The sequence below is a fragment of the Flavobacterium sp. 3HN19-14 genome (genome assembly GCF_051373205.1).
GTDB lineage: Bacteria > Bacteroidota > Bacteroidia > Flavobacteriales > Flavobacteriaceae > Flavobacterium.
The window spans coordinates 1,014,423-1,036,132 of record NZ_JBPPZT010000001.1 but is presented as its reverse complement, the minus strand read 5'-3'; the positions used below and the strand labels follow the sequence as shown (position 1 = coordinate 1,036,132).

The following is a 21,710-nucleotide window of genomic DNA, read 5'->3' as shown; positions in this document are numbered from 1 at the left end:
GGTGAGGCATCTGACAGATATAAAAACTTATTTTTTAAAAAACAGAATATGTCTATATTTGCACAACTCAACTGAAAAAAATGAAATACAAAAGAATACTCCTGAAGTTAAGCGGCGAAGCATTAATGGGCGAAAGACAATACGGCATCGACCCGGCCAGGCTTGCTGAATATGCAGAAGACATCAAAACCATCCACGACAAAGGTGTTCAAATCGCTATCGTGATTGGCGGCGGGAATATTTTCAGGGGAGTTGCGGGCGCCAGCAATGGCATGAACCGTGTTCAGGGTGATTATATGGGAATGCTCGCGACGGTCATCAATGGAATGGCATTACAAGGTGCACTTGAAGACAAAGGCATGCTGACACGTTTACAGACCGCTTTGAAAATCGAGGCGATTGCAGAACCCTATATTAAGAGAAGAGCCGTTCGTCATTTGGAAAAAGGGCGCATCGTCATCTTCGGCGCCGGTACCGGAAATCCGTATTTTACGACCGATACCGCTGCTGTTTTAAGAGGTGTAGAAATTCACGCCGATGTGATTTTGAAAGGAACACGCGTCGACGGTATTTACACATCAGACCCGGAAAAAAATGCCGACGCAACAAAATACGATACCCTTACGTTTGATGATGTATTGAAGAAAGGCCTCAACGTTATGGACACGACCGCATTCACTTTAAGCCAGGAAAACAAACTACCAATCGTGGTTTTCGATATGAACAAAGAAGGCAACCTGCTCAAAATCTGCGAAGGCGAAAATATAGGAACAGAAGTTAACGTATAGTGTTCAGTGATCAGTGTTCAGTATTCTGTACTGACCACCGACCACTGAATACCGAACACTAAAAGAATATGACTGAAGAAATTGATTTTATATTAGAAAGTACCGAGGAAGCGATGAACAATTCGATTGCGCATCTTGAAAAATCTTTCCTCAATATCCGCGCGGGAAAAGCAAGTCCGGCGATGCTCGGAAGTGTTTTTGTAGATTACTACGGTTCGGCGACACCGCTTTCGCAAGTAGCCAACCTCAATGTCCCTGACGCAAGAACAATCACCATCCAGCCATGGGAAAAAAACATGCTGCAGCCGATCGAAAAAGCAATCATGATAGCCAACATCGGTTTCAACCCAATGAACAATGGCGATGTGATCATTATCAGCGTGCCGCCTTTGACGGAAGAACGCCGTAAAGATCTGGTAAAACAAGCCAAATCTGAAGCTGAAGACGCAAAAATCGGAATCCGTAATGTGCGCAAAGATGCCAACACCGACATCAAGAAATTAGAGAAAGAAGGCACCTCAGAAGATATTTGCAAAAGCGCAGAAGACGAAGTACAAAACCTTACGAACGCTTTCATTAAAAAAGTTGAAGAACATCTCGCATTAAAAGAAGCCGAGATTATGAAAGTCTGATATTCGTTAAATCCATTTAAAATCCGCAGTTTGCGGATTTTTTTATTGCTATTTTTGTCGTACAGAATTTTCAATTTTTGATGAAATACATTTTCGCCCTTATTTTTCTGGTTTCGGTTGGTGCGCACGCGCAGTTTACCGTGTTCCGGAATAGTGAAAAATGCCAAAACCGGGCAGCCGCTTCCATTTGCGAATATTGCGACATCTGAAAAATCTGCGATTGCTGATGTTGACGGGAAATTTCTTTTAGCATCTAAAACGAAAATTTCCGCGATTTCGGTTTCTTATGTCGGATTTACTTCAGCCAAAATCCCCATTGGAAATCCGAAGAAACACTACACTGTTTCTTTAAATCCGGTAACTGAAAATCTCAAAGAAATCATGTTGGAAAACCCGGCAATTGCCGTAATGAAACTCGCCATCCGCGAAAAAAACCACAATAATCCGCAGCGGAAATTATCGAGTTTCGAATTCAAGTCTTACAATAAACTCGTCATTACGGCCAATCCTGATTCGATTGACAGCGCAGTAGATTCGATTTTCATTGAGAAAAAAGGGAAGCATATTTTTTCTAAAATCGATTCATCAGAATTCAGGTTCAAGAGGATGATTACCAAGCGGCATTTGTTCCAGACTGAAAAAGTTTCGCAATTCCAGTTCGCCGAAAATCACCTGAAAGAAACAATCCTCGGAACAAAATGGCCGGATTTACACAGCCGGTTTACGAAGTAATTGCCTTCAGCCTACAATCATTTTCAGTTTACGACGACAATTATGAGCTTTTCGAAACCAAATACAACAGTCCAATAACTGTCAGCGCACTTTCAGAATATAAATACCAAATTCTCGATACGGTTTCAATCCAGAACAGAAAAACGTATTTGGTTTATTTTCATCCGAAGAGAAAAAAGCGAGCCGCCGGATTAGAAGGGTTGTTGTACATCGATACTGAAAATTACGCTGTCGCGAAAGCCATCATGCGGATTCGCGGTGTTCTCGACATCAGTGCCGTGCATGAATTCAATTACATCGACAACGAAAAATTGTGGTTTCCGGCTGATAAAGAATTCAAAATCGTAAAAGGAAAAAGCAAAGATGACATCAAAATTCTGGGCGAAACTTTCAAATTTGACGGCGATGAAGAATCCGCTAAGCGCAAAAAACAGTCTTCGGATTTTTCTTATCTGCTTTCAAAATCTTATAATTTCGATGTAAAATACAATACGCCGATTACGATAAAACACGATGCGGTTGCGATTGAAGTTACTTCAGAAGCTATTAATCGCGATGAAAATTTCTGGAGGAAATTCCGCACCGACAGTACCGATATACGCAGCAATCCAACTTACATCGCACTCGACAGCATCATCAAAAAAAGAAAATACGAGAAGAAACTGCGCATCGGCCGCAAAATCATCAACGGTTATTTACCGCTTGCAGCCAGTCGATTTGGACTTGCGATATTTGTTGAGTTATAACAATTACGAAGGTTTTCGTGTTGGACTCGGCGGCGTCACGAGTGAGAAATTTTCCCAAAAATACAAGATTGACGGTTATACAGCTTATGGCACAAAAGACGGCGTTTTTAAATACAGCCTGGGTGGCGCGGCGCGTATCGGCAACTACTCCAATTCGTGGATTGGCGCTTCTTACACAGACGATGTCCGTGAGATTGCCAGTACGTCTTTCGTGATTGACAAGCGGGTTTTTAAGATTTATGACCCGCGTCCGATTAACGTCAGTACGTTTTATAATTACCAGAATTACCGGGCTTATTTAGAAACGAAAATCATCCCGAAAACCGAAAGCATCTGGCAGATGGTTTACAGTAAAATCGATCCGCTTTTTGGCTATTCTTATAATCTGAACGGGCATTTGATCGACCGTTATACGATGACCACGGCAATGGTTTCGTTACAATGGAATCCTTTCAGCGATTATATGCAGACACCGACGGGAAGGCTTGAGATTGAAAAGAGATTTCCGAAATTTACGTTCCAATTCACACAATCGCTGCCAAATATTCTCGATAATGATTTCAAATTCAATAAGATAGATTTTCGTGCAGAATACGAAAAGAAATACCTGAACGGACAAAAATCTGCAGTTTTGCTCGAAGCCGGCTATGCGAATGGCGATGTTCCGATAACGCACCTTTACAACACTTCGCCAAATAATCTTACGAAAGATAAAATCATACAGCGCATTACCTTTAGCGGAAGGAATAGTTTTGAAACGATGTATTTCAACGAATTTTTCTCAAGTCAATATGTGAAATTGCAATTGAAGCACGGATTTAAACGAATTTTTATTGCGAAGAAAGTAAGGCCGGCGCCCGTGATCGTTACACGCATGGCGTATGGCACGATGGAGCATCCGGAAAATCATATCGGAATCGAATTCAAGACACTTGAAAAAGGTTTCTTTGAATCCGGAATCGAACTCAACCAAATCTACAAAGGTTTAGGATTAACCGGATTTTACCGCTACGGCCAACCAATTGCCGCGTTTTGAAGATAATATCGCAGTGAAATTAAGTTTCGTGCTCGATTTCGGCCTTTAGTGTGAAGACACAAATTTGAGTCCGACAATCGATGCGATTAAAGTTGTAATGAAGAAAACCCTCCAGAAATCGGCAGGCTCTTTAAACACGAAAATCCCGATTAATACTGTTCCTACAGCACCAATTCCTGTCCAAACCGCATAAGCCGTTCCGATTGGCAATGTTTGTGAAGCTTTGTAAAGCAAAAACATGCTAATTGAAAGACAGATGAAAAACCCGATAAACCAAAGTGTCGCGGCAGTTCCCGAATTTTCTTTGGCTTTGCCGAGACAGGTCGCAAAACCTACTTCAAACAAACCGCCGATGATGAGCAACATCCAGTTCATCTTAGAAAAATTATGGTTTGAGGATCAATACTGACGGGATGTTGCCGAGCCATGTGCTTTGCGAATTCACGAGTTTTTTCCAGCTTTCAAGGCTGATAATCATGATATCCTGTTGCTCAAGGAAACCTTTTTTCATGGTGCGGCTCATCCATCATCGAAATGAAATTTGGCAATTTCCCTTCAATCAAATCGATTTTTTCGTAAACGGATTTGTTGTTTTTTATGGCGTCGTTCGGATCTACGAATGTGATTTGTGAGCCGTTATTGGCAATCAGCCTTTCGGCAAAATCAATCAAAAATGCATCTTCCGGATTGAAAATCGGAATGAAAACGCGGTTCAATTGCTGTAAATCCTTATCGACCAGAATCCCAACCGGCATTTTACTTTTGGCAATAATCTGGCGTGTTCTTTCGTCGAATGGTGAATTTTCGAATAAGCCTTCTTTTCCGATGAATTTATCAATCAAACGGTTCGGATTGATGATTCTTGTCGTATAACCAAGGACTTTACCAAGTATTGTGCCTTCAAAAATCGACTGTCCTAAACCGACGAGCAATAAATCGTAATCGCCGTGGTTGGCAATTTCGACGATATCCGTATCAATATCATTTGAGGCTTTGAATAAAGTGACAACTTCCTGATCGAGAACTTCAGATTCGGCTAAAATCGGCGCGAAGCTCTTTCTTTCCTGTTCTTCGAGGTCAAAAGTGTGGAGTTCATTGCTCAACGTCAGGTGCATGGCAGTCACGACAGCTTGTGAATTTTGCTGTTTTACAAATCCGTTAGCCAATCGCAATAGTGACTTGCCCCTTTCAGCATTTCCAAAAGAAATAAGGATTTTATATTTGCCTTGGTTCTCAACTTCAGCAGGCAAACTTTCCGGTTTGTTCTTCCAGATGAAATTGATTAAGTCGAGTGCCGGTCCAGGTCATGAATGTGGTTACAAGCGCCATGATGACGAGCATTGTAAAAATCGTTGGCGATAAAACGCCCAATTCCAGGCCGATGTTCAGTACAATCAATTCCATCAAGCCTCTTGTATTCATCAGTGCGCCGATGGTAAGCGAATCACGCCAGTTTTGCCCGACAACTTTCGCTGCGATGGCGCTTCCGAGGAATTTTCCGGCAACGGCAACAGCAATAATGATTCCGGTGATTTCCCACATTTCCGGGCTGATCAAATCAATATTGGTTTTTAATCCGGTGAAAACGAAGAACAGCGGCAATAAAATTATTACGGCGACATCTTCTACTTTTTCAATAATGATGGCGCGGAATTTCGCATTATCAGGCATAATCGCACCTGCTAAAAAAGAACCAAATAAAGCATGGATTCCAATCGTTTCAGTGACATAAGCAGAAATAATTAGCGTCAGTAAAAAGATAGCAACGACAGGTTTACTCAGGCTTTGTCTCGAATTTTTAAGTGTTCCGACGCGCTCCAAAACGGACGGACGACTTTCAGCATAAGAAAAACGTAAGCCACAGCAAATCCGATAACGTATAAAGCGTCGGTTAAACTTCCGGCATTTACAATGGCAATTACCGTTGCCAGAATACACCAGGCCGTAATATCATCAGCGGCAGCGCAAGTAATAACAATCGTTCCGAGTTTGGTGCGGTGAATCCCGCGTTCCTGCACGAATCCTGCGCCAAAACCGGAAAGGCGGTGATACTCATCGAAATTCCTATGAATAAAGCGAAAGAAGTAAATCTCACACCGTCAGGCGCGAATTGATCATATATATAATAAGCGAGCCCGATTCCAAGTGTAAAAGGGAAAATAATACTGGCGTGGCTGATGACAACCGCGTCGTTGGCTTTGTTTTTCAACGCTTTGAGATCGAGTTCCATCCCGACGACGAACATGAATAATATCAATCCGATCTGGCTCAGGAATTTGAGATTCCCTAACGATTCCTTCGGGAAAAGTGTTCCGGAAAATTCAGGGAAATAATGTCCGACGAGCGATGGCCCAGCACAATTCCGGCGACCATTTCGCCGATAACCGTAGGTTGCCCGATTTGCGGAAAAACCATCCGAAAACCCTTGCTACTAAAATGATTGATATGATCTGCAACAATAAAATCGCCAGCGGTTCTTTGGCGCTTTTGACTAAAAATTCAAAAACCAGGGCTTATCGGCACCAACTTTCATTGCGACAACATCTGCACCTTCCAAGAACTTTCCTTTACCGAGAATGTAGTAAATCAATGCCGAAAACCCACCCAGCATCAGGACGTAGAAAATGGAATTTTTTAGGTTTTTCATGGTATTATCGTTTCGGTTTGGCGAAAAAACACAACTGCAAATATGCGAACCCAAATATATAAATTATCCCTCCAAAATAAAGGTTAACGAAAAATTAATCAGTATGTAATTTCTTACTTTAAAAAATTCAACCAGCAAAGAAATTATTGAGTAGAAAACCCGTCGAAATCATAATGAAATGCGTTGATTTATGTACCTTTGCGTCCATTTTAAAATTATATGAAAAACAAGCTGAAAGTCGGATTTTGGGAAACAGTTGCCCGAATCATACTTAAAAACAGGATTCTCATATTAGGGATTATCGCCGCGATTACGGCTTTCCTTGGTTTGCAATGGCGCAACCTCGGGATGACGTACACGGAAGCCAATTTATTGCCAAAAAAACACATCGTCAACAAACAATACGAAGAGTTTTTAAGCCGATTTGGTGAAGAAGGCAATCTGATCGTCATCGGATTTAAAGACGATTCATTTTTTACACCGAAAGCTTTCGCGGCTTGGAATGAGCTTATGACCGGCCTGAAAAATTCGAAAGAAGTCGAACTCGTCGTTTCCATTAACGACTTAAAGACTTTGCGGAAAGATACGATCAACGAGAAATTTGAGCTCGTTCCGTTCATCGATGCGAAGCAAACCGTAAGCGCAGATTATTTAAAGCAGAAAAAAGACGAACTTTTTAATCGATTGCCGTTTTATCAGGGATTGTTGTTCAACAAAGAATCGGGAAGCATCCGCTCAGCGGTTTACCTCGATAAAAAAGTCGTCAATACGGCCGACAGGAAGACCTTCATCCTTGAAAATTTAGTGCCGAAAATCGAGAAATTCGAAAAAGCAACCGGCATCGATTTGCGCGTTTCCGGAATGCCGTACATCAGGACAATCAACGCCGAAAACATGAAAGGCGAAATCGGGCTCTTTATCGGCGCGGCTTTGCTGACGGTTTCACTGATATTTTTCTTTTTCTTCCGATCTTTTCGCGCGACATTTATCTCGATTTTCATTTTGCTTTTCGGTGTAATGTGGTCGTTCGGGACGCTTGGATTATTTCATTATAAAATCACGATTCTGACAGCGATTATTCCGCCGCTGATTATCGTCATCGGGATTACGAATTGCATTTTCCTAATCAACAAATACCAGCAGGAAATCAAAATCCACAACAATCAGGCGAAAGCTTTGCAGCGCGTTATTTCTAAGATTGGAGTTTCGACTTTGATGACGAATATGACGACCGCGATGGGTTTTGCAACGTTTATGATTACCGGAAATGATTTGCTTTTTGAGTTTGGGCTGATAACCTCCATCAACGTGATTTCGGTATACTTGCTGACATTGGTCGTGGTGCCGATTGTTTACAGTTTTATGTCGGTGCCGAAAGAAAAACATTTGTATCACCTGAGTAAAACCTATATTTCTTCGCTTTTGGACTGGGTTGAAAAAATCGTAAAAACCAAAAGAACGGTAATTTATTCGATTTACGGATTGCTGCTCGTTTTCAGCCTGATCGGCGTTTTGCAGATGAAAGTTTCGGGAAGCCTGATTGGCGAAATGCCGAAAAGCGCGTCATTTTTCAAGGATATTAATTTTTACGAAAAAGAATTCCATGGTGTAATGCCGCTCGAAATAATGATCAATACCAAACGCAAAAAAGGCGTGATAAAGCTTTCGACGATGAAAAAAATGGATGAATTGCAGCAAACCATCGCGCAAATTCCTGAGTTATCGCCGCCGGTTTCGGTCGTCAATCTTGTGAAATATTCTAAGCAGGCGTATTATAACGGCAATCCCGAATATTACGATTTGCCGACGTCACAGGAACAGGGTTTTATCTTTTCGTATGCGAAGAATGCCACGAAAGGTTCTAAGGAAAACCTGATGAAAAGTTATGTTGATTCGACCGGACAATACGCCAGGATTACAACTTTTATGAAAGATATCGGCACGACGGAAATGGCAAAAATCGAAGCGAAAATCCGTAAAAAGACCGACGAACTTTTTCCGAAAGACCGCTTTGAAGTGACGCTTACCGGAAAAGCATTGGTTTTTCAAAAAGGCACTTCTTACCTGATTGACAACTTAATCGAATCGCTGATTTTTGCAATTCTGATGATTGCCGGATTGATGGCTTATTTGTTCCGTTCGTTTAAAATGGTGATGGCGTCGGTGATTACCAATGTGCTGCCGTTGTGCATTACATCAGGATTGATGGGGTATTTCGGAATTCCGTTAAAGCCGTCGACGATTCTGGTTTTCAGTATTGCGTTTGGAATTTCGGTTGATAATGCGATCCAGTTTATGGCGAAATACCGTCATGATTGGCTGGCGAATAATGGGAAAGTCAAGAAATCTGTTTTCAGTGCGCTGCGCGAAACAGGAATCAGTACTTTTTATACTTCGGTGGTGTTGATTTTCGGGTTTGCGATTTTCACACTGTCGAGTTTTAGCGGGACGATTGCGCTGGGCGGATTGATTTCGTGTACGTTATTGTTTGCGATGTTTGCGAATTTGCTCGTTTTGCCGGCTTTGGTGTTGACTTTTGAGAAGAAGCGCGCTAAGGTTGAAGAGTAAATTTCTCGCAAAGCCGCGAAGTCGCAAAGGCACGAAGTTTACTTATTTAACCTATAATTTCCGGCGTAGCACTGCCTAGCCCCGATAGCAGCGGCTATCCTTTTGCTTTTTTCTTTAAAAAGCAAAAGATAGTAGCGAATAGCGGGATTAGCTTCTAAAAAACAAAAAAACTATATTTGCGCTTCGATTGAAAAATCTAAAATCTAAAATCTGAACTCTAAAATCTCTTTTAAAATGAGACATACAAAGGTAAAAGCGCTGCTCGCCAGCACAACAACACTGCCGGAAGTGACGGCAAAAGGATGGGTTCGTACCTTCAGGAACAACCAGTTTATCGCGCTTAATGACGGCTCGACGATTCATAATATCCAGTGTGTGGTTGACTTTGCCAATACGCCAGAGGCCACTTTAAAAAGAATCACAACCGGCGCTGCGATTGCCGTTACGGGTGAATTGGCGGAAAGCCAGGGTGCCGGACAAAAATATGAAATCCAGGTAAAGACTCTGGAGATCCTGGTGATTCGGATGCTGAGAAATTCCCGATGCAGCCGAAGAAACATTCGTTGGAATTCCTTCGTGAGAATGCGCATTTGCGTGTGCGTACGAATGCGTTTGGCGCGATTATGCGCGTGCGTTCGGTTTTGGCGTTTGCGGTGCATAAATATTTTCAGGAAAAAGGATTTGTGTATGTGAACACGCCAATCATTACCGGCGCCGACGCGGAAGGTGCAGGCGAAATGTTCCAGGTGACGTCGCTGCCATTGGACAAATTGCCGAAAACGGAAGACGGAAATATCAATTATAAAGAAGATTTCTTCGGAAAACATACGAACCTGACGGTTTCAGGCCAGCTCGAAGGTGAAACTTTTGCAATGGCATTGGGACAGATTTATACATTCGGACAAACTTTCCGTGCAGAAAATTCGAATACATCACGCCATTTGGCGGAATTCTGGATGATTGAGCCTGAAGTGGCTTTTAATGATCTGGATGACAATATGGATTTGGCGGAAGATTTCATTCAATATGTAATCCGTCATGTTTTGGACAATTGCCAGGACGATTTGAAATTCCTCGAAGGCAGATTGACTGAAGAAGAAAAATCAAAACCGCAGGCGGAACGCAGCGAAATGTCGCTTTTAGAGAAACTGAATTTTGTTTTGGATAATAATTTCAAACGCGTTTCTTATACGGAAGCGATTGATATTTTGCGAAATTCTACGCCGAATAAAAAGAAAAAGTTCCAGTATATCATTGAAGAATGGGGCGCTGATTTGCAATCGGAGCACGAAAGATTTTTAGTGGAGAAGCACTTTAAATGTCCTGTGATTTTATTCGATTACCCGGCAAATATCAAGGCATTCTATATGCGCCTGAACGACAATACAGAACCGGGAAGAGAAACTGTTCGCGCAATGGACATTTTATTTCCGGGAATCGGAGAAATCGTCGGTGGCTCGCAAAGAGAAGAGCGTTACGATGTTCTGGTTGAGAAAATGAAGAAAATCGGCATCGACGAGGAAGAATTGTGGTGGTATCTTGACACAAGAAGATTCGGTTCGGCAGTACATTCAGGCTTCGGACTTGGGTTTGAAAGGTTGGTTCTTTTCGTGACGGGGATGACGAATATCCGTGATGTGATTCCGTTTCCACGTACGCCTCAGAACGCTGAATTTTAAAATAAATTCCAAGATAAAAATTCCAAATTCCAACATTGCCCTGAATTTGGAATTTCTTTTTTGAAATTTTCGTAAATTTGAAAATATCGCCATAAGGCAGACAAAATAGGTAATTATATGCTCAAGCAGTTCTTAAACCTCAAACTTTCCCAGAAATTATCTCCGCAGCAAATCCAGCTGATGAAGTTAATTCAATTGCCGACGCAGGCATTTGAGCAGCGGCTGCTTGAAGAGATGAATGAAAATCCCGCACTCGAGGCAGGAAAAGAAGAGGAAGATTACGAAAAAGACGAATACGAAAGCGATGATTATGATGATTACGATGAGGCCGAATCTGACCGAATCGACGCCGAAGACATCAACATCGACGAATATTTAAGCAACGACGAAACGCCGGATTATAAAACGCAGGTCAACAACTACAGCGATGACGACGACGACCGCGAGACGCCGTTTGCCGCGCCAATCAGCTTTCACCAGGATTTGATCAACCAGCTCAATACTTTTATCCTGAACGACCAGGAACGCGAAATTGCCGAATTTTTAGTCGGAAGCATTGACGACATGGGTTATATTCGCCGAAGTATCACAGACATTGTAGATGACATGGCGTTTACACAGGCAATTTATACGGACGAAAAAACCGTTGAGCGCATTTTACACATCATCCACGAACTTGAACCATCGGGTGTTGGAGCGCGCGATTTACAGGAATGTCTCTTGCTGCAATTGAAGCACAAAACCCCGACCGAATATGTCGAGCTGGCTACAAACATTATCGAACAGCAATTTGATGCATTTACAAAGAAACATTACGATAAGTTACTACAGAAATTCGGCGTTTCCAACGAACAGCTGAAGAAAGCCATTCACGAAATCGAAAAGCTGAACCCGAAACCGGGCGGCTCTTTCACGGGCAACAACCGCGTTACTGAAAATGTAGTTCGCATTTCGCGATACGTATTGTCGACGGTGAATTAGAATTGACATTAAATGGCAGGAATGCCCCGTCATTACACGTTTCCAAAGATTATCAGGAAATGATGCAAACGTATAAAGTGTCGCGCGACAAATCGACACAGCAGAAAGAAGCCGTTCAGTTCATCAAACAAAAACTCGATTCTGCGAAATGGTTCATAGATGCGATAAGACAACGTCAGGAAACGCTATTCGTTACGATGAACGCCATCATGCACTATCAACAGGAATATTTCCTCGATGGCGATGAAACCAAAATGAAACCAATGATCCTGAAAGATATCGCCGATTTGGTCGGACTTGACATTTCAACCGTTTCGCGTGTGGCCAACAGCAAATATGTCGAAACACCTTACGGAACGAAACTCATCAAGGAATTCTTTTCTGAAGCGATGAAAAACGACCAGGGTGAAGACGTTTCGACGCTTGAAATCAAGAAAATCTTGCAGGATGTAATTGGCGAAGAAGACAAGCACAAACCGCTTCCAGACGATCAACTGGCAGATATCCTCAAAGAAAGGGGCTACCCGATTGCACGGCGCACGATTGCGAAATACCGCGAGCAGCTTGATATTCCGGTGGCGAGGATGCGGAAAAAAATGTAACGGATGGAGGAAATTCCAAAACGCAAATCCCAAATTCCGATTTTGAGAAGCATACTTCCGTTATTCTCCTATCTGTTTCATCCGCTGTTTATTTCGGTCTATGCGGTTTTGGTATTTTTCTTTTCGGGCACAGTTATTACTCTTATCCACAGATTTACCTTGTGATTCTGCAGATTGTCATCATCACGATTTTCATCCCGATTACATTTTATTATTTTCTGCTTTCGTTAGGAAAAGTCGATTCTGTGATGCTTTCGGAAACCTCACAGCGTAAAATTCCGCTATTGGTTCATGCAGTTTTACTCGTAATCCTGATCCAGAAAAGCATTACGATTGACGAAATTCCGGAATTATACTTCTTCTTTCTTGCCAGTTTAATCAGCACCTGCCTTGCGCTGATTATGGCCATCCTGAATTTCAAAATCAGCCTGCACATGATGGCGATTACCGCGTTGACCGTTTTTACGATTGGCGTCAGCCTGCATTACCACACACGATTGATTGCCGTGATTGTAACCTTGATTTTATCTAACGGAATGGTCGCTTCTTCACGCCTCGAAATGAAAGCACACAGCCGTACAGAACTTGTTTTAGGAAGCATTGCCGGAATCGTGCCACAACTGGCAGTATTATATTTTTGGCTATAAAATGTAGAACATCAGTCCGAGATTCAGCGTTCTCATGTCAACCGGCTGACCGTTGATTTTTGCTGATTTGAAAAGTGGATTGAGTGCGTAATAAGCATGGAAATTCCACGTATTGTAACCGAATGAAAGAAACGGACCGTATTGCAGTTTATTAAAATCGTTGTTGCCGGTAATAGCATATTCTGTATCTCCGACATATTTCGTCTTATTAAAAAGCAGGTATCGAAACTTGAATCCGGTGTAAATACGCCAGAATTTATGGCTTTCAAAAGTCGAATTGCGCCAGCAGATTTCAATCGGAACATCCAGAAAAAGCTGTTCTAATTTATTCCTCGAATACGTTTCTCCGCCCACAATTTCATAATTGATGACACCCGTATTTTCGGTGACTTTCATGTTCTGATGGTATTTGTTGTAGGAAAGTCCGAGACCAGCGGCAATTGCCCAGGTGCGTTTTTTATTGACGGGCATATCGCGTAAAAATCCAAGATTGATGCCTGTTGACAAGCCGTTTTGTTTCAATCCGGGCGGTTTTTGCTGCAATAAATTGATAGTTACTCCGAAATAGAACTGGTCTTCGCGATACAAAGAATCAATTTTCGTAAACAATGTATCCTGCGGTTTTACAACAGCGGGCAACTCCTGCGAAAAGGCATTCAATGCAACAAAAAGAAAGGCAAAATGGAGCAACCGCATCGGTAAATATTTGTGCTTAAAATTACTAAAAAAAGAGCAGTTTCAGGAGATTTTATTGTCTTAGGACTTTTTCAAAACAAACGCTGTTTTCAATTCCGGCATATTGCCCGTAATTCGGGATGATTTTGTAATTGCATTTTTTATATAAAGCGATGGCTTCCGGCTGATTTATTCCGGTTTCGAGCATGCATTTTTCATAACCCAATTCGGCAGCCCATTTTTCAAGTTCGGCTAAAACCTGGATTGCGATTCCTTTTCCACGGAATTCTGGCTGGACAAACATTCGCTTTACTTCTGTAGTTTTTGCATCGAGTTCACGAATGGCGCCAGTTGCGACTGCTTTCCCGCTTTCGTATGCAACAAGGCAATGTGGCAGTGCATATGTTTTGTTGAATTGCGCATAAAATGCGTGGTCTTCGCCGTCGCGGATTTTCAAATCGGCGTCGAGCAATTTTACCAAGGAAATAAAATCAGGATTTTCGGAAGTGGTTCTTACAATATCAATCATGAAAAAGCATTTAAATTACAATCAACAAAATACAAATAAGTTCGATAAAGGCAAAACTCGATTTTCAAACCTCACTGGAATTTATAATTTGAGATTTGGAATTTCCAGTTTGTGATTTATAAATTTTGACATTAATCATTGCAATCCATATTAAAAAACCTGCAAAATTAATTTTCTGTATCACCGGCAAAATCACAAGGAAATCTTTTGTTGTGTAAATATACAAATCGATAAATGTAACAATCAGGTTGAAAATTCCGAAACCAAAGAGAAAACGCCATTTAATCCTGAAAAGCCCAATAAAGGTTCCAAAAAGCGCAATCATTCCGAAGAAAGTTGCGGTATAAATTACCGAATCATGGTGTTCCGAAGATAAAAATGCTGCTACCAACATCGCCAGAAAACCTGAAGCCTGAATGGCGATTGTTCCATATTTCCCACATTTAATATATTTCGGAAGCAGAAACCAGAAAAGCACAAGCGTGATGCAGATGACAATCATTCCGGCACCGGCGATTTTGCTTGCGGGATTTGGCTGTCCATTCATTGCCTTTGCATCGAGCAGATTGCACCAATAATTATCGGCCTAACTGAAACCAACAGAAGCGAGATTTGCCTGCGAACCGCCCGGATAATAAAGTGTGGCGGTGAAATAAATCACCATAAATGCCAACACTCCGAAAATCGGAATTAAAAGCAATGCATCTTTGTTTGGTTTTTTCACAGTTGTCAATTTAAATTCATCATTCGGTTTTACGGTACAAATCAAAAATATTTTTAATGATTGCCGTCGAATATTTACTCGAAACTTCATTTATGAAAGATGGAAAATCGATGTGCGACGATTCATCCGCCGTATCAGAAATCGTCCTGATAATCGCAAACGGCAAATCATATTCATAACAAACCTGCGCAACTGCGGCACCTTCCATTTCAACACATAAAACTGAAGGAATTCTCAAAATCAAATCGTGTTTGCGGGATTCATTTGCAAAAAACTGGTCGCCGCTTGCGATGGTTCCGATGTGTAATTTCGGATTTTTAATATTGAATTCCTTTAAGGATTCATCACTGATGATTTCGTGCAGCACTTTATTCTCAAGGACTTTATTCACAGCTTTTTCAGCCATTGAAGTTTGTAATTCATCCGCCTGAAAAAAAGTTTTACCAATCAGCGGAATTTCATATTGCGCCATCAAAGGCCGTGCGTCCATATCGTGCTGAATGAGTTTTGTGCCGATTACAATATCGCCAATTTTCAAGTCGGGATGGATGGCGCCGGCAACTCCTGTAAAGAATAATTCTGTTATTTTATATTCTGAAATCAAAGTGGCAACGGTTGCAGCGGCAGCGGTTTTTCCCCATCTTGAAAATACCACGACTGTATCGATACCATTTAACTTTCCTGAGATGAATTTGCGTTTTCCGAGAATCTTATGGGTTGATTCCGAAAGTAAATTTGCGACGCCGTCAATTTCTTCGGGCATTGCGCCCATAATTCCTATAACTCTGTTTTTCATAGCTGTGAAATTACGGGCAATTTATTGATTTTACACATACCGCAGCCACCATTTTTTATGTGTTCTTTTGTAATTGGCAAACCATTTTGAAGGAAAATACATGCTGATAATTATTACAATCCAGATGATGTAAATCCAGAGCAAACCGACGCCGCTTTGAACATCTTTCGGACGGCCGAATCTTCCTGAGACAAAATCAAGTTGTTCCCAATGAAAGCCCTGACCGAACATCAATCCGACCATGACAAGATGAATGACGTACCAATGGATCAAATAATAAAACATTGGCACTTCTCCATAAACCGACAATATTCTCGTGAATCGGTTTTGAGTCTTTTCGGCGAAAGCCAAAATCAAAAACATAAAACCTAAAGTAACGGCACAATACAATAACGAAGGCGCATATTTGCTGACATTCATAAAAGAAAGGAAAGTAAACAAAGTATTCTTTTGAGGCGACCATAATGCCGGGTCTCCGTAAATGTTGATGTATCTGACAACTGTAAACAACAGCAACAGTCCAAATCCGAGTTTGAGGAATTGGTTTATTCGTTGTGGTGTTGGAATCGTGAATAATTTTCCGGCAGCAAAGCCAACTAACAAAATGCCCAACCACGGAATCGGTCCGTAAATCAAAAGCAATACCGAAGAACCTATCGGATAAACAGCAGGTCCGAAAAACGGTGTTACAATAATTTTGATGATTGAGTCGTCGGCCAATGGAAGCAGAGGGAGTAAATTGTGCAGCATAATGATGCAAATGCCGATGACGCCGATGGTTTTGGCGGATAATCTCAGCATTAAAGCGAGGAAAACGAAGCCAAATCCGATCGCGGCAATTACCTGGAATAAGATTGTGTGAAAACCCGGATCGAACCAAATCCCGAAATTGACGATTGTAAATTCGAGGAAGATAAGCCAAAGGCCGCGTTTTAAAAGAAAATTTCTGGTTTCATTCAAATTGCCTGTTCGTTGCATCGAAAGCCAGCACGAAGTTCCCGCTAGAAATACGAATATGGGTGCACAAAGATGTGTAATCCATCTCGTAAAAATATTGGTGCGGTCGTTTTGGATAAATCAGTGGGGTTAAAATCGAGCGAACCGGTGTGCATTAAATCGCGAATATCTGCCCAATGCCATGATAATCATTACGAGTCCGCGTGTAAAATCAATACTGGTGCTGCGCTGCATATTGCTGATTTTAAAATGTAAGATAAATGTACCAAATTAAAATATCCGAAGAAATAAATATTAATTGACTATCGGAAAGTTTATACCAAAAAAACTAAATGGCCTGCAGACGCACTGATTATTTAACACGAATTGCACAGATTTCCACAAATTAAATCTATGGAAATCTGTGCAATTCGTGTTAAACCTTACTTATTCAGCTCTTGAAGCGCTTTGGTGTAAAGTTCCTGATAATCGTTAAAAATTAAGTAACCCTGAATTATTTTCAATAAAAAAACGCCGCAATTATTTACGGCATTTTTTTTATACCTGAAAATTATATTACCAGAATTTCACATACAAAGCCGTAACCAGCAATAACGTAAATACAATCAAAGCCAAAGTTGACGGCGCCACTCTAAACATTGTTTTATCGAGTTCAAATGCTTTCGGATTGACTTTCGGTCCGAACAGGCTTATCGCCACCATCACCAGAATCGTGAACGCAAATGCCCAGCCCATGCAAATATGGAATGGGATTTCAAATCCGCCTTTACCATTCGGAAATGCTGTGTAAAGCAATGTTTCATTTCCGAATAATCCCGGTGCGTAATTGTTGAAAAGTACGGAAAGGAAAAATCCGGTAAACAATCCGACAATCGCAGCAGTTCCTGTGGTACGTTTCCAGAACATTCCCAGGATGAACATCGCGAATACGCCGGACTGATGAATCCAGTGTATTTTTGAATGAATGTAAAGCCGCCTTCGCCACCGATTCCGAGTAGATCTTTCCAGGTCAGAATTATCGATAACACCATCGCCACTAAGATTGTGATACGGCCGATGTTGACCATTTTCTTCTCAGTAGCTTCTTTGTTGATGTATTTTTTGTAGATGTCGAGCGTAAAAATTGTCGAGATACTATTGGCTTTTCCGGCAAGCGAAGCTACGATTGCAGCGGTCAATGCGGCAAGCGAAAGGCCTTTTAATCCTGAAGGTAAAAATCCTAAAATTGCAGAGTAGGCATTATCTGCATTGAAATGTCCGCCCGGCGCCATTTCTGTTTGCAAAGCACCATTCTGATACAATACATACGCCGCGATTCCCGGAAGCATTACAATGATCGGCATCGCGAGTTTCATGAATCCGGCGAAAAGGATTCCGGTGCGCGCTGTTTTTAAATCGGCACCCAAAGCACGTTGCGTGATGTATTGGTTGCAGCCCCAGTAGTTCAGGTTGACAATCCATTGTCCGGCGAAATACATCGCGATTCCCGGCAGCATCAGGTATTTGTTGATGTCGGCTTGTGAGGAATTGACCGTTGGTTTTTCGATAATCATGTGGAAATGCTCGGGTGCTGTTTTCATCATTTGCGTGAATCCGGCGAGTGCATCGGTTCCTAAACCGAATTGCTCACTCACCAATGTCAGTGCGATGTAAGTTGTGGCAAGACCTCCGATTACCAATACCAAAACCTGGATTACGTCGGTAAAACCGATTACTTTCATTCCGCCCAAAGTAATGATGAGCGCGAATAACGCCATTACGATAATAATCAAATGGAAATTACCGCCGCCTGAAATATTGTCAATTGCTAAAGCGCCAAGGAATAATATCGAAGTCAGGTTAACCAATACATATAAAAGCAGCCAGAAAATCGCCATAATCAAGCTCGTGCTTTCGTTATAACGCGTCTGGAGAAATTGCGGCATTGTAAAGATTTTGTTTTTCAGGTAAACCGGAATGAACCATACCGCTACGATAATCAATGCGATGGCGGCTACCCATTCGTAAGCCGCAACGGCGATTCCGACGACAAAACCGTTACCGCTCATCCCGATAAATTGCTCTGCCGAAATATTCGATGCGATTAATGATGCGCCGATTGCCCACCAGGTTAGCGACCCTTCAGCAAGGAAAAATGCCTTAGAATCAGAAGTTTCTTTTTCTTTTTTACTCTTGTAAATCCAATAGCCATAACCCGCCACGAGGAAGAAATAAACAATAAAAATAATGTAGTCAATCGTTGAAAATTTGCCCATAATGCTGGTTTGGTTGGTTAAAGTAAAATCGATAATGGTTGGTTACCGACGAATTATTTTATTTGTATGCGATGTCGTTCCATCTTATTTCATTGCGGAACTCGTCTAGTTTTGTGTCTTTTCCGATGGCTAAAAATTCAATATCGGCCATATCGGCAAAATCCTGAATCACCTCAGCGGATAAATTCTGGCTGTACACCGTGTGGTGTGCGCCTCCGCCGTAAATCCATGCCGCACAACCCGTTTTCATATCCGGAAGCGGTTTCCATAAAACCCTTGCCACCGGAAGGTTCGGCAGTTCATGCTGCGGTTCAACGGCTTCAACTTCATTGATCAGCAACCTGAAACGGTTGCCCATATCAATCAGAGACGCGTTGATTGCATGCCCGCCTGCCACGTTGAAAACCAATCGCGCCGGATCCGCTTTTCCGCCAATGCCCAACGGATGAACCTCAAGACTTGGTTTTGTGCTCGCCAGCGACGCATCGATTTCGAGCATGTGCGAACCCAGAACGAGCGAATTGTTCGGGTCGAAATGGTAGGTGTAATCTTCCATAAAACCATTTCCGCCTTCTAATCCGGTACCCATTACCTTGAATGCACGCACCAAAGCAGCGGTTTTCCAGTCGCCTTCGCCTGCAAATCCGTAACCGTCGGCCAGCAAACGCTGCACTGCGAGTCCGGGTAATTGCACCATGCCATGAAGGTCTTCAAAAGTATCTGAAAAACCCTTGAAATTCCCGTCTTCGAGGAATTTTCTCAAACCTAATTCAATACGCGCAGCTTCGTAAACAGCACTGTGGTCTGCACCACCGCGGCGCAAGTTATCACTAATGGTATACATTTTTTCATACTCCCCTACCAGTTTTTCGATATCGATATCGTGAACAGCATTAATTAAAGCTACGAGGTCGCCGATTCCGTAAGAATTTACAGAGAAACCGAACTTCAATTCGGCTTCCACCTTGTCGCCATCAGTCACGGCAACATAACGCATGTTGTCGCCAAAACGCGCAAATTTCGCACCCTGCCAGTCATACCAGCCGGCTGCTGCGCGTGTCCATCCGCCGATTTGCGAAAGTGCTTCGGGATCCTGCCAGTGGCCTACTACCACTTTGCGGTTTTTTCGCATGCGCGAGACCATAAAGCCGAATTCACGGTCGCCGTGGGCGCTTTGGTTCAGGTTCATAAAATCCATATCGATCGAATTCCACGGGATATCGCGGTTGTATTGGGTGTGTAAATGCAACAATGGTTTTTTGAGGATGCTAAGGCCGCGGATCCACATTTTTGCCGGCGAGAATGTGTGCATCCAGGCAATGACGCCGATTACATTTTCGGCAGAATTGGCCGCTAATAAGGTTTCGTATATTTCTTCTGTGGTTTTTACAGTTGGCTTGTAAACGACGCGAACCGGAATCTGCCCGGCGCTGTCTAATCCCGTGGCGATGGCCTTTGAGTGTTCTGCAACAAGATTCAAAGTCTCTTCGCCATACAGGTGCTGGCTGCCGGTAATGAACCAGACTTCTAATGTTTTTAAATTTGTCATATGTTTTATTGTAAGGTAGGTTTTTGATTATTGGCCGTAGTAAGAGTCGGGCCGTGTTTGCGTTCGTAATGTTTTCTGACGAGTGCTTCTTTTAATTTTGGTGCGTTCGGATTGATTTGTTCGGTGAGCAACGCCATTTGTGCGACGCTTTCGAGAACGGCACTGTTATAAACCGCTTTTTCAGATGTTTTTCCCCAGGTGAAAGGAGCGTGATTGCCAACGAGAATCATTTCAACTTCTTCGTAACTCAGTTTTTTATCTTTGAAACAATTCATGATCTGGAAGCCCGTTTCATATTCATAATTGCCTTTGACCATTTCGTCATCCATCGGCGGCGCGCACGGAACGTCAACCGTCAGGTGATCGGCATGCGTTGTCCCGAAAATCGGAATATCGCGCTGTGCCTGTGACGCTGTCGCGTAAGTGGAATGTGTATGTACGATTCCGTTAATCTTCGGCCAGTGTTTGTAAAGCACGGCGTGTGTTTTTGTATCAGAAGAAGGACGCAAATCGCCTTCAACCGTATTCCCGTCAAAATCAATAATCACCATTTTTTCAGGTGTCAGTTCTTCGTATGGTACGCCGCTCGGCTTGATGGCAAAAACGCCCAGTGAGCGGTCTGCGGCACTTACATTCCCGAACGTAAACAACACCAAACCTAATTTTGGCAATTGCATGTTCGCGTCGTAAGCGCTTTGCTTTATGTGTTGGTACTGGCTCATGCGGTGACGGCGTTGTGTTGTGGTTTGGCAGTTTTCGCAGCGATTTCTTTTGCGATAAAATCACCGAGTGTCTTGTATTGGTTGTAGCGATTGCGATACACGGCGGCATTGGCTGCGTTGGGAAAATATTCAACGTCGAAACCTCTACCCATAGCTTCCATGGCAGCTTCAATATTCGGATAAATTCCGGCTACGACTGCAGCAAACATCGAGGCTCCGAGCGCACAGGTATGTTTGAATTGGTGGATTCGGATCGGCATTTCCAAAACATCGGCCATCATTTGCATAACGAAAGGCGATTTTTTCGCGACACCTCCGATACCGATGATTCCTTTTACCGGAATGCCTTCTTCAACAAAACGATCAACGATGCTTTTGGCTCCGAAACAAGTGGCTTCTGCTAAAGAACGGAACATTCTTGGCGCATCGGTTCCGAGATTCAATC

The 21,710-nt window shown here is 42.4% G+C and carries 16 protein-coding genes and 5 pseudogenes; 9 read left to right on the top strand and 12 right to left on the bottom strand.

Annotation, left to right across the window (positions count from 1 at the left end):
- Positions 1 to 80: 80 nt before the first annotated feature.
- From pyrH to ACSLFW_RS05370, 5 genes are all read left to right on the top strand, one after another.
- A complete protein-coding gene (gene pyrH, locus ACSLFW_RS05390; RefSeq protein ID WP_436554940.1) occupies positions 81 to 788 on the top strand; it encodes a UMP kinase in 708 nt (235 codons plus the stop codon).
- Between the two features lie 68 nt (positions 789 to 856).
- Positions 857 to 1,420 carry a ribosome recycling factor gene (gene frr / locus ACSLFW_RS05385; protein WP_436554939.1) on the top strand — a complete coding sequence of 188 codons (564 nt, stop codon included), beginning with the start codon at positions 857 to 859 and terminating at the stop codon, positions 1,418 to 1,420.
- A gap of 153 nt (positions 1,421 to 1,573) precedes the next feature.
- A complete protein-coding gene (locus tag ACSLFW_RS05380) occupies positions 1,574 to 2,152 on the top strand; it encodes a hypothetical protein (protein WP_436554938.1) in 579 nt (192 codons plus the stop codon).
- A complete protein-coding gene (locus tag ACSLFW_RS05375) occupies positions 2,119 to 2,898 on the top strand; it encodes a DUF5686 family protein (RefSeq protein ID WP_436554937.1) in 780 nt (259 codons plus the stop codon). Before ACSLFW_RS05380 ends, ACSLFW_RS05375 begins: the two co-directional genes overlap by 34 nt.
- The gene (locus ACSLFW_RS05370; protein WP_436554936.1) at positions 2,888 to 3,934 is read left to right on the top strand and encodes a DUF5686 family protein; all 1,047 of its coding nucleotides are present in this window, start codon (positions 2,888 to 2,890) and stop codon (positions 3,932 to 3,934) included. The genes ACSLFW_RS05375 and ACSLFW_RS05370 overlap by 11 nt, the downstream gene beginning before the upstream one ends.
- 45 nt (positions 3,935 to 3,979) lie before the next feature.
- Here ACSLFW_RS05370 and ACSLFW_RS05365 read toward each other — a convergent pair whose 3' ends face one another.
- Together ACSLFW_RS05365 and ACSLFW_RS05360 are read right to left on the bottom strand one after the other, a co-directional pair.
- Positions 3,980 to 4,309, bottom strand: a complete 330-nt coding sequence (locus tag ACSLFW_RS05365) for a DMT family transporter (RefSeq protein ID WP_436554935.1) — start codon at positions 4,307 to 4,309, stop codon at positions 3,980 to 3,982.
- A 10-nt stretch (positions 4,310 to 4,319) separates the two neighbouring features.
- Positions 4,320 to 6,581: pseudogene (locus ACSLFW_RS05360) on the bottom strand (cation:proton antiporter domain-containing protein).
- A 219-nt stretch (positions 6,582 to 6,800) separates the two neighbouring features.
- On the opposite strand from ACSLFW_RS05360, the gene ACSLFW_RS05355 reads away from it, so the two are divergent.
- From ACSLFW_RS05355 to ACSLFW_RS05340, 4 genes and pseudogenes are all read left to right on the top strand, one after another.
- Positions 6,801 to 9,149, top strand: coding sequence for an efflux RND transporter permease subunit (locus ACSLFW_RS05355; RefSeq protein ID WP_436554934.1), 2,349 nt, complete (start codon positions 6,801 to 6,803; stop codon positions 9,147 to 9,149).
- A 234-nt stretch (positions 9,150 to 9,383) separates the two neighbouring features.
- Positions 9,384 to 10,828 (top strand): annotated as a pseudogene (gene asnS, locus ACSLFW_RS05350) (asparagine--tRNA ligase).
- A gap of 117 nt (positions 10,829 to 10,945) precedes the next feature.
- A pseudogene (gene rpoN, locus ACSLFW_RS05345) lies at positions 10,946 to 12,411 on the top strand (RNA polymerase factor sigma-54).
- 161 nt (positions 12,412 to 12,572) lie between these two features.
- A complete protein-coding gene (locus ACSLFW_RS05340) occupies positions 12,573 to 13,058 on the top strand; it encodes a hypothetical protein (RefSeq protein ID WP_436554933.1) in 486 nt (161 codons plus the stop codon).
- On the opposite strand, the gene ACSLFW_RS05335 is transcribed toward ACSLFW_RS05340, so the two are convergent.
- The 10 genes and pseudogenes from ACSLFW_RS05335 to ACSLFW_RS05290 form a co-directional block, all read right to left on the bottom strand.
- The gene (locus tag ACSLFW_RS05335; protein ID WP_436554932.1) at positions 13,053 to 13,754 is read right to left on the bottom strand and encodes a porin family protein; all 702 of its coding nucleotides are present in this window, start codon (positions 13,752 to 13,754) and stop codon (positions 13,053 to 13,055) included. The genes ACSLFW_RS05340 and ACSLFW_RS05335 overlap by 6 nt on opposite strands.
- A gap of 52 nt (positions 13,755 to 13,806) precedes the next feature.
- Positions 13,807 to 14,262: a GNAT family N-acetyltransferase gene (locus ACSLFW_RS05330; protein ID WP_436554931.1), complete on the bottom strand. Its 456-nt coding sequence runs from the start codon at positions 14,260 to 14,262 to the stop codon at positions 13,807 to 13,809.
- A 64-nt stretch (positions 14,263 to 14,326) separates the two neighbouring features.
- On the bottom strand, positions 14,327 to 14,809 hold the full coding sequence (locus ACSLFW_RS05325) for a hypothetical protein (RefSeq protein ID WP_436554930.1): 483 nt from the start codon (positions 14,807 to 14,809) through the stop codon (positions 14,327 to 14,329).
- A gap of 39 nt (positions 14,810 to 14,848) precedes the next feature.
- Positions 14,849 to 14,986, bottom strand: coding sequence for a hypothetical protein (locus ACSLFW_RS05320; protein ID WP_436554929.1), 138 nt, complete (start codon positions 14,984 to 14,986; stop codon positions 14,849 to 14,851).
- 19 nt (positions 14,987 to 15,005) lie between these two features.
- Positions 15,006 to 15,782, bottom strand: coding sequence for a 5'-methylthioadenosine/adenosylhomocysteine nucleosidase (locus ACSLFW_RS05315; RefSeq protein ID WP_436554928.1), 777 nt, complete (start codon positions 15,780 to 15,782; stop codon positions 15,006 to 15,008).
- 30 nt (positions 15,783 to 15,812) lie between these two features.
- A complete protein-coding gene (locus tag ACSLFW_RS05310) occupies positions 15,813 to 16,835 on the bottom strand; it encodes a DUF1624 domain-containing protein (RefSeq protein ID WP_436557380.1) in 1,023 nt (340 codons plus the stop codon).
- 459 nt (positions 16,836 to 17,294) lie between these two features.
- A pseudogene (locus ACSLFW_RS05305) lies at positions 17,295 to 18,994 on the bottom strand (sodium:solute symporter family transporter).
- Between the two features lie 58 nt (positions 18,995 to 19,052).
- Complete coding sequence (gene araA / locus ACSLFW_RS05300) at positions 19,053 to 20,543, bottom strand: L-arabinose isomerase (RefSeq protein WP_436554927.1); 1,491 nt, start codon at positions 20,541 to 20,543, stop codon at positions 19,053 to 19,055.
- 27 nt (positions 20,544 to 20,570) lie between these two features.
- Positions 20,571 to 21,265, bottom strand: a pseudogene (locus ACSLFW_RS05295) (L-ribulose-5-phosphate 4-epimerase).
- Entirely contained in the window at positions 21,262 to 21,708 is a 447-nt protein-coding gene (locus ACSLFW_RS05290; protein WP_436554926.1) for an FGGY-family carbohydrate kinase, read from the bottom strand. The pseudogene ACSLFW_RS05295 and the gene ACSLFW_RS05290 overlap by 4 nt, the downstream one beginning before the upstream one ends.
- Positions 21,709 to 21,710: the final 2 nt, after the last annotated feature.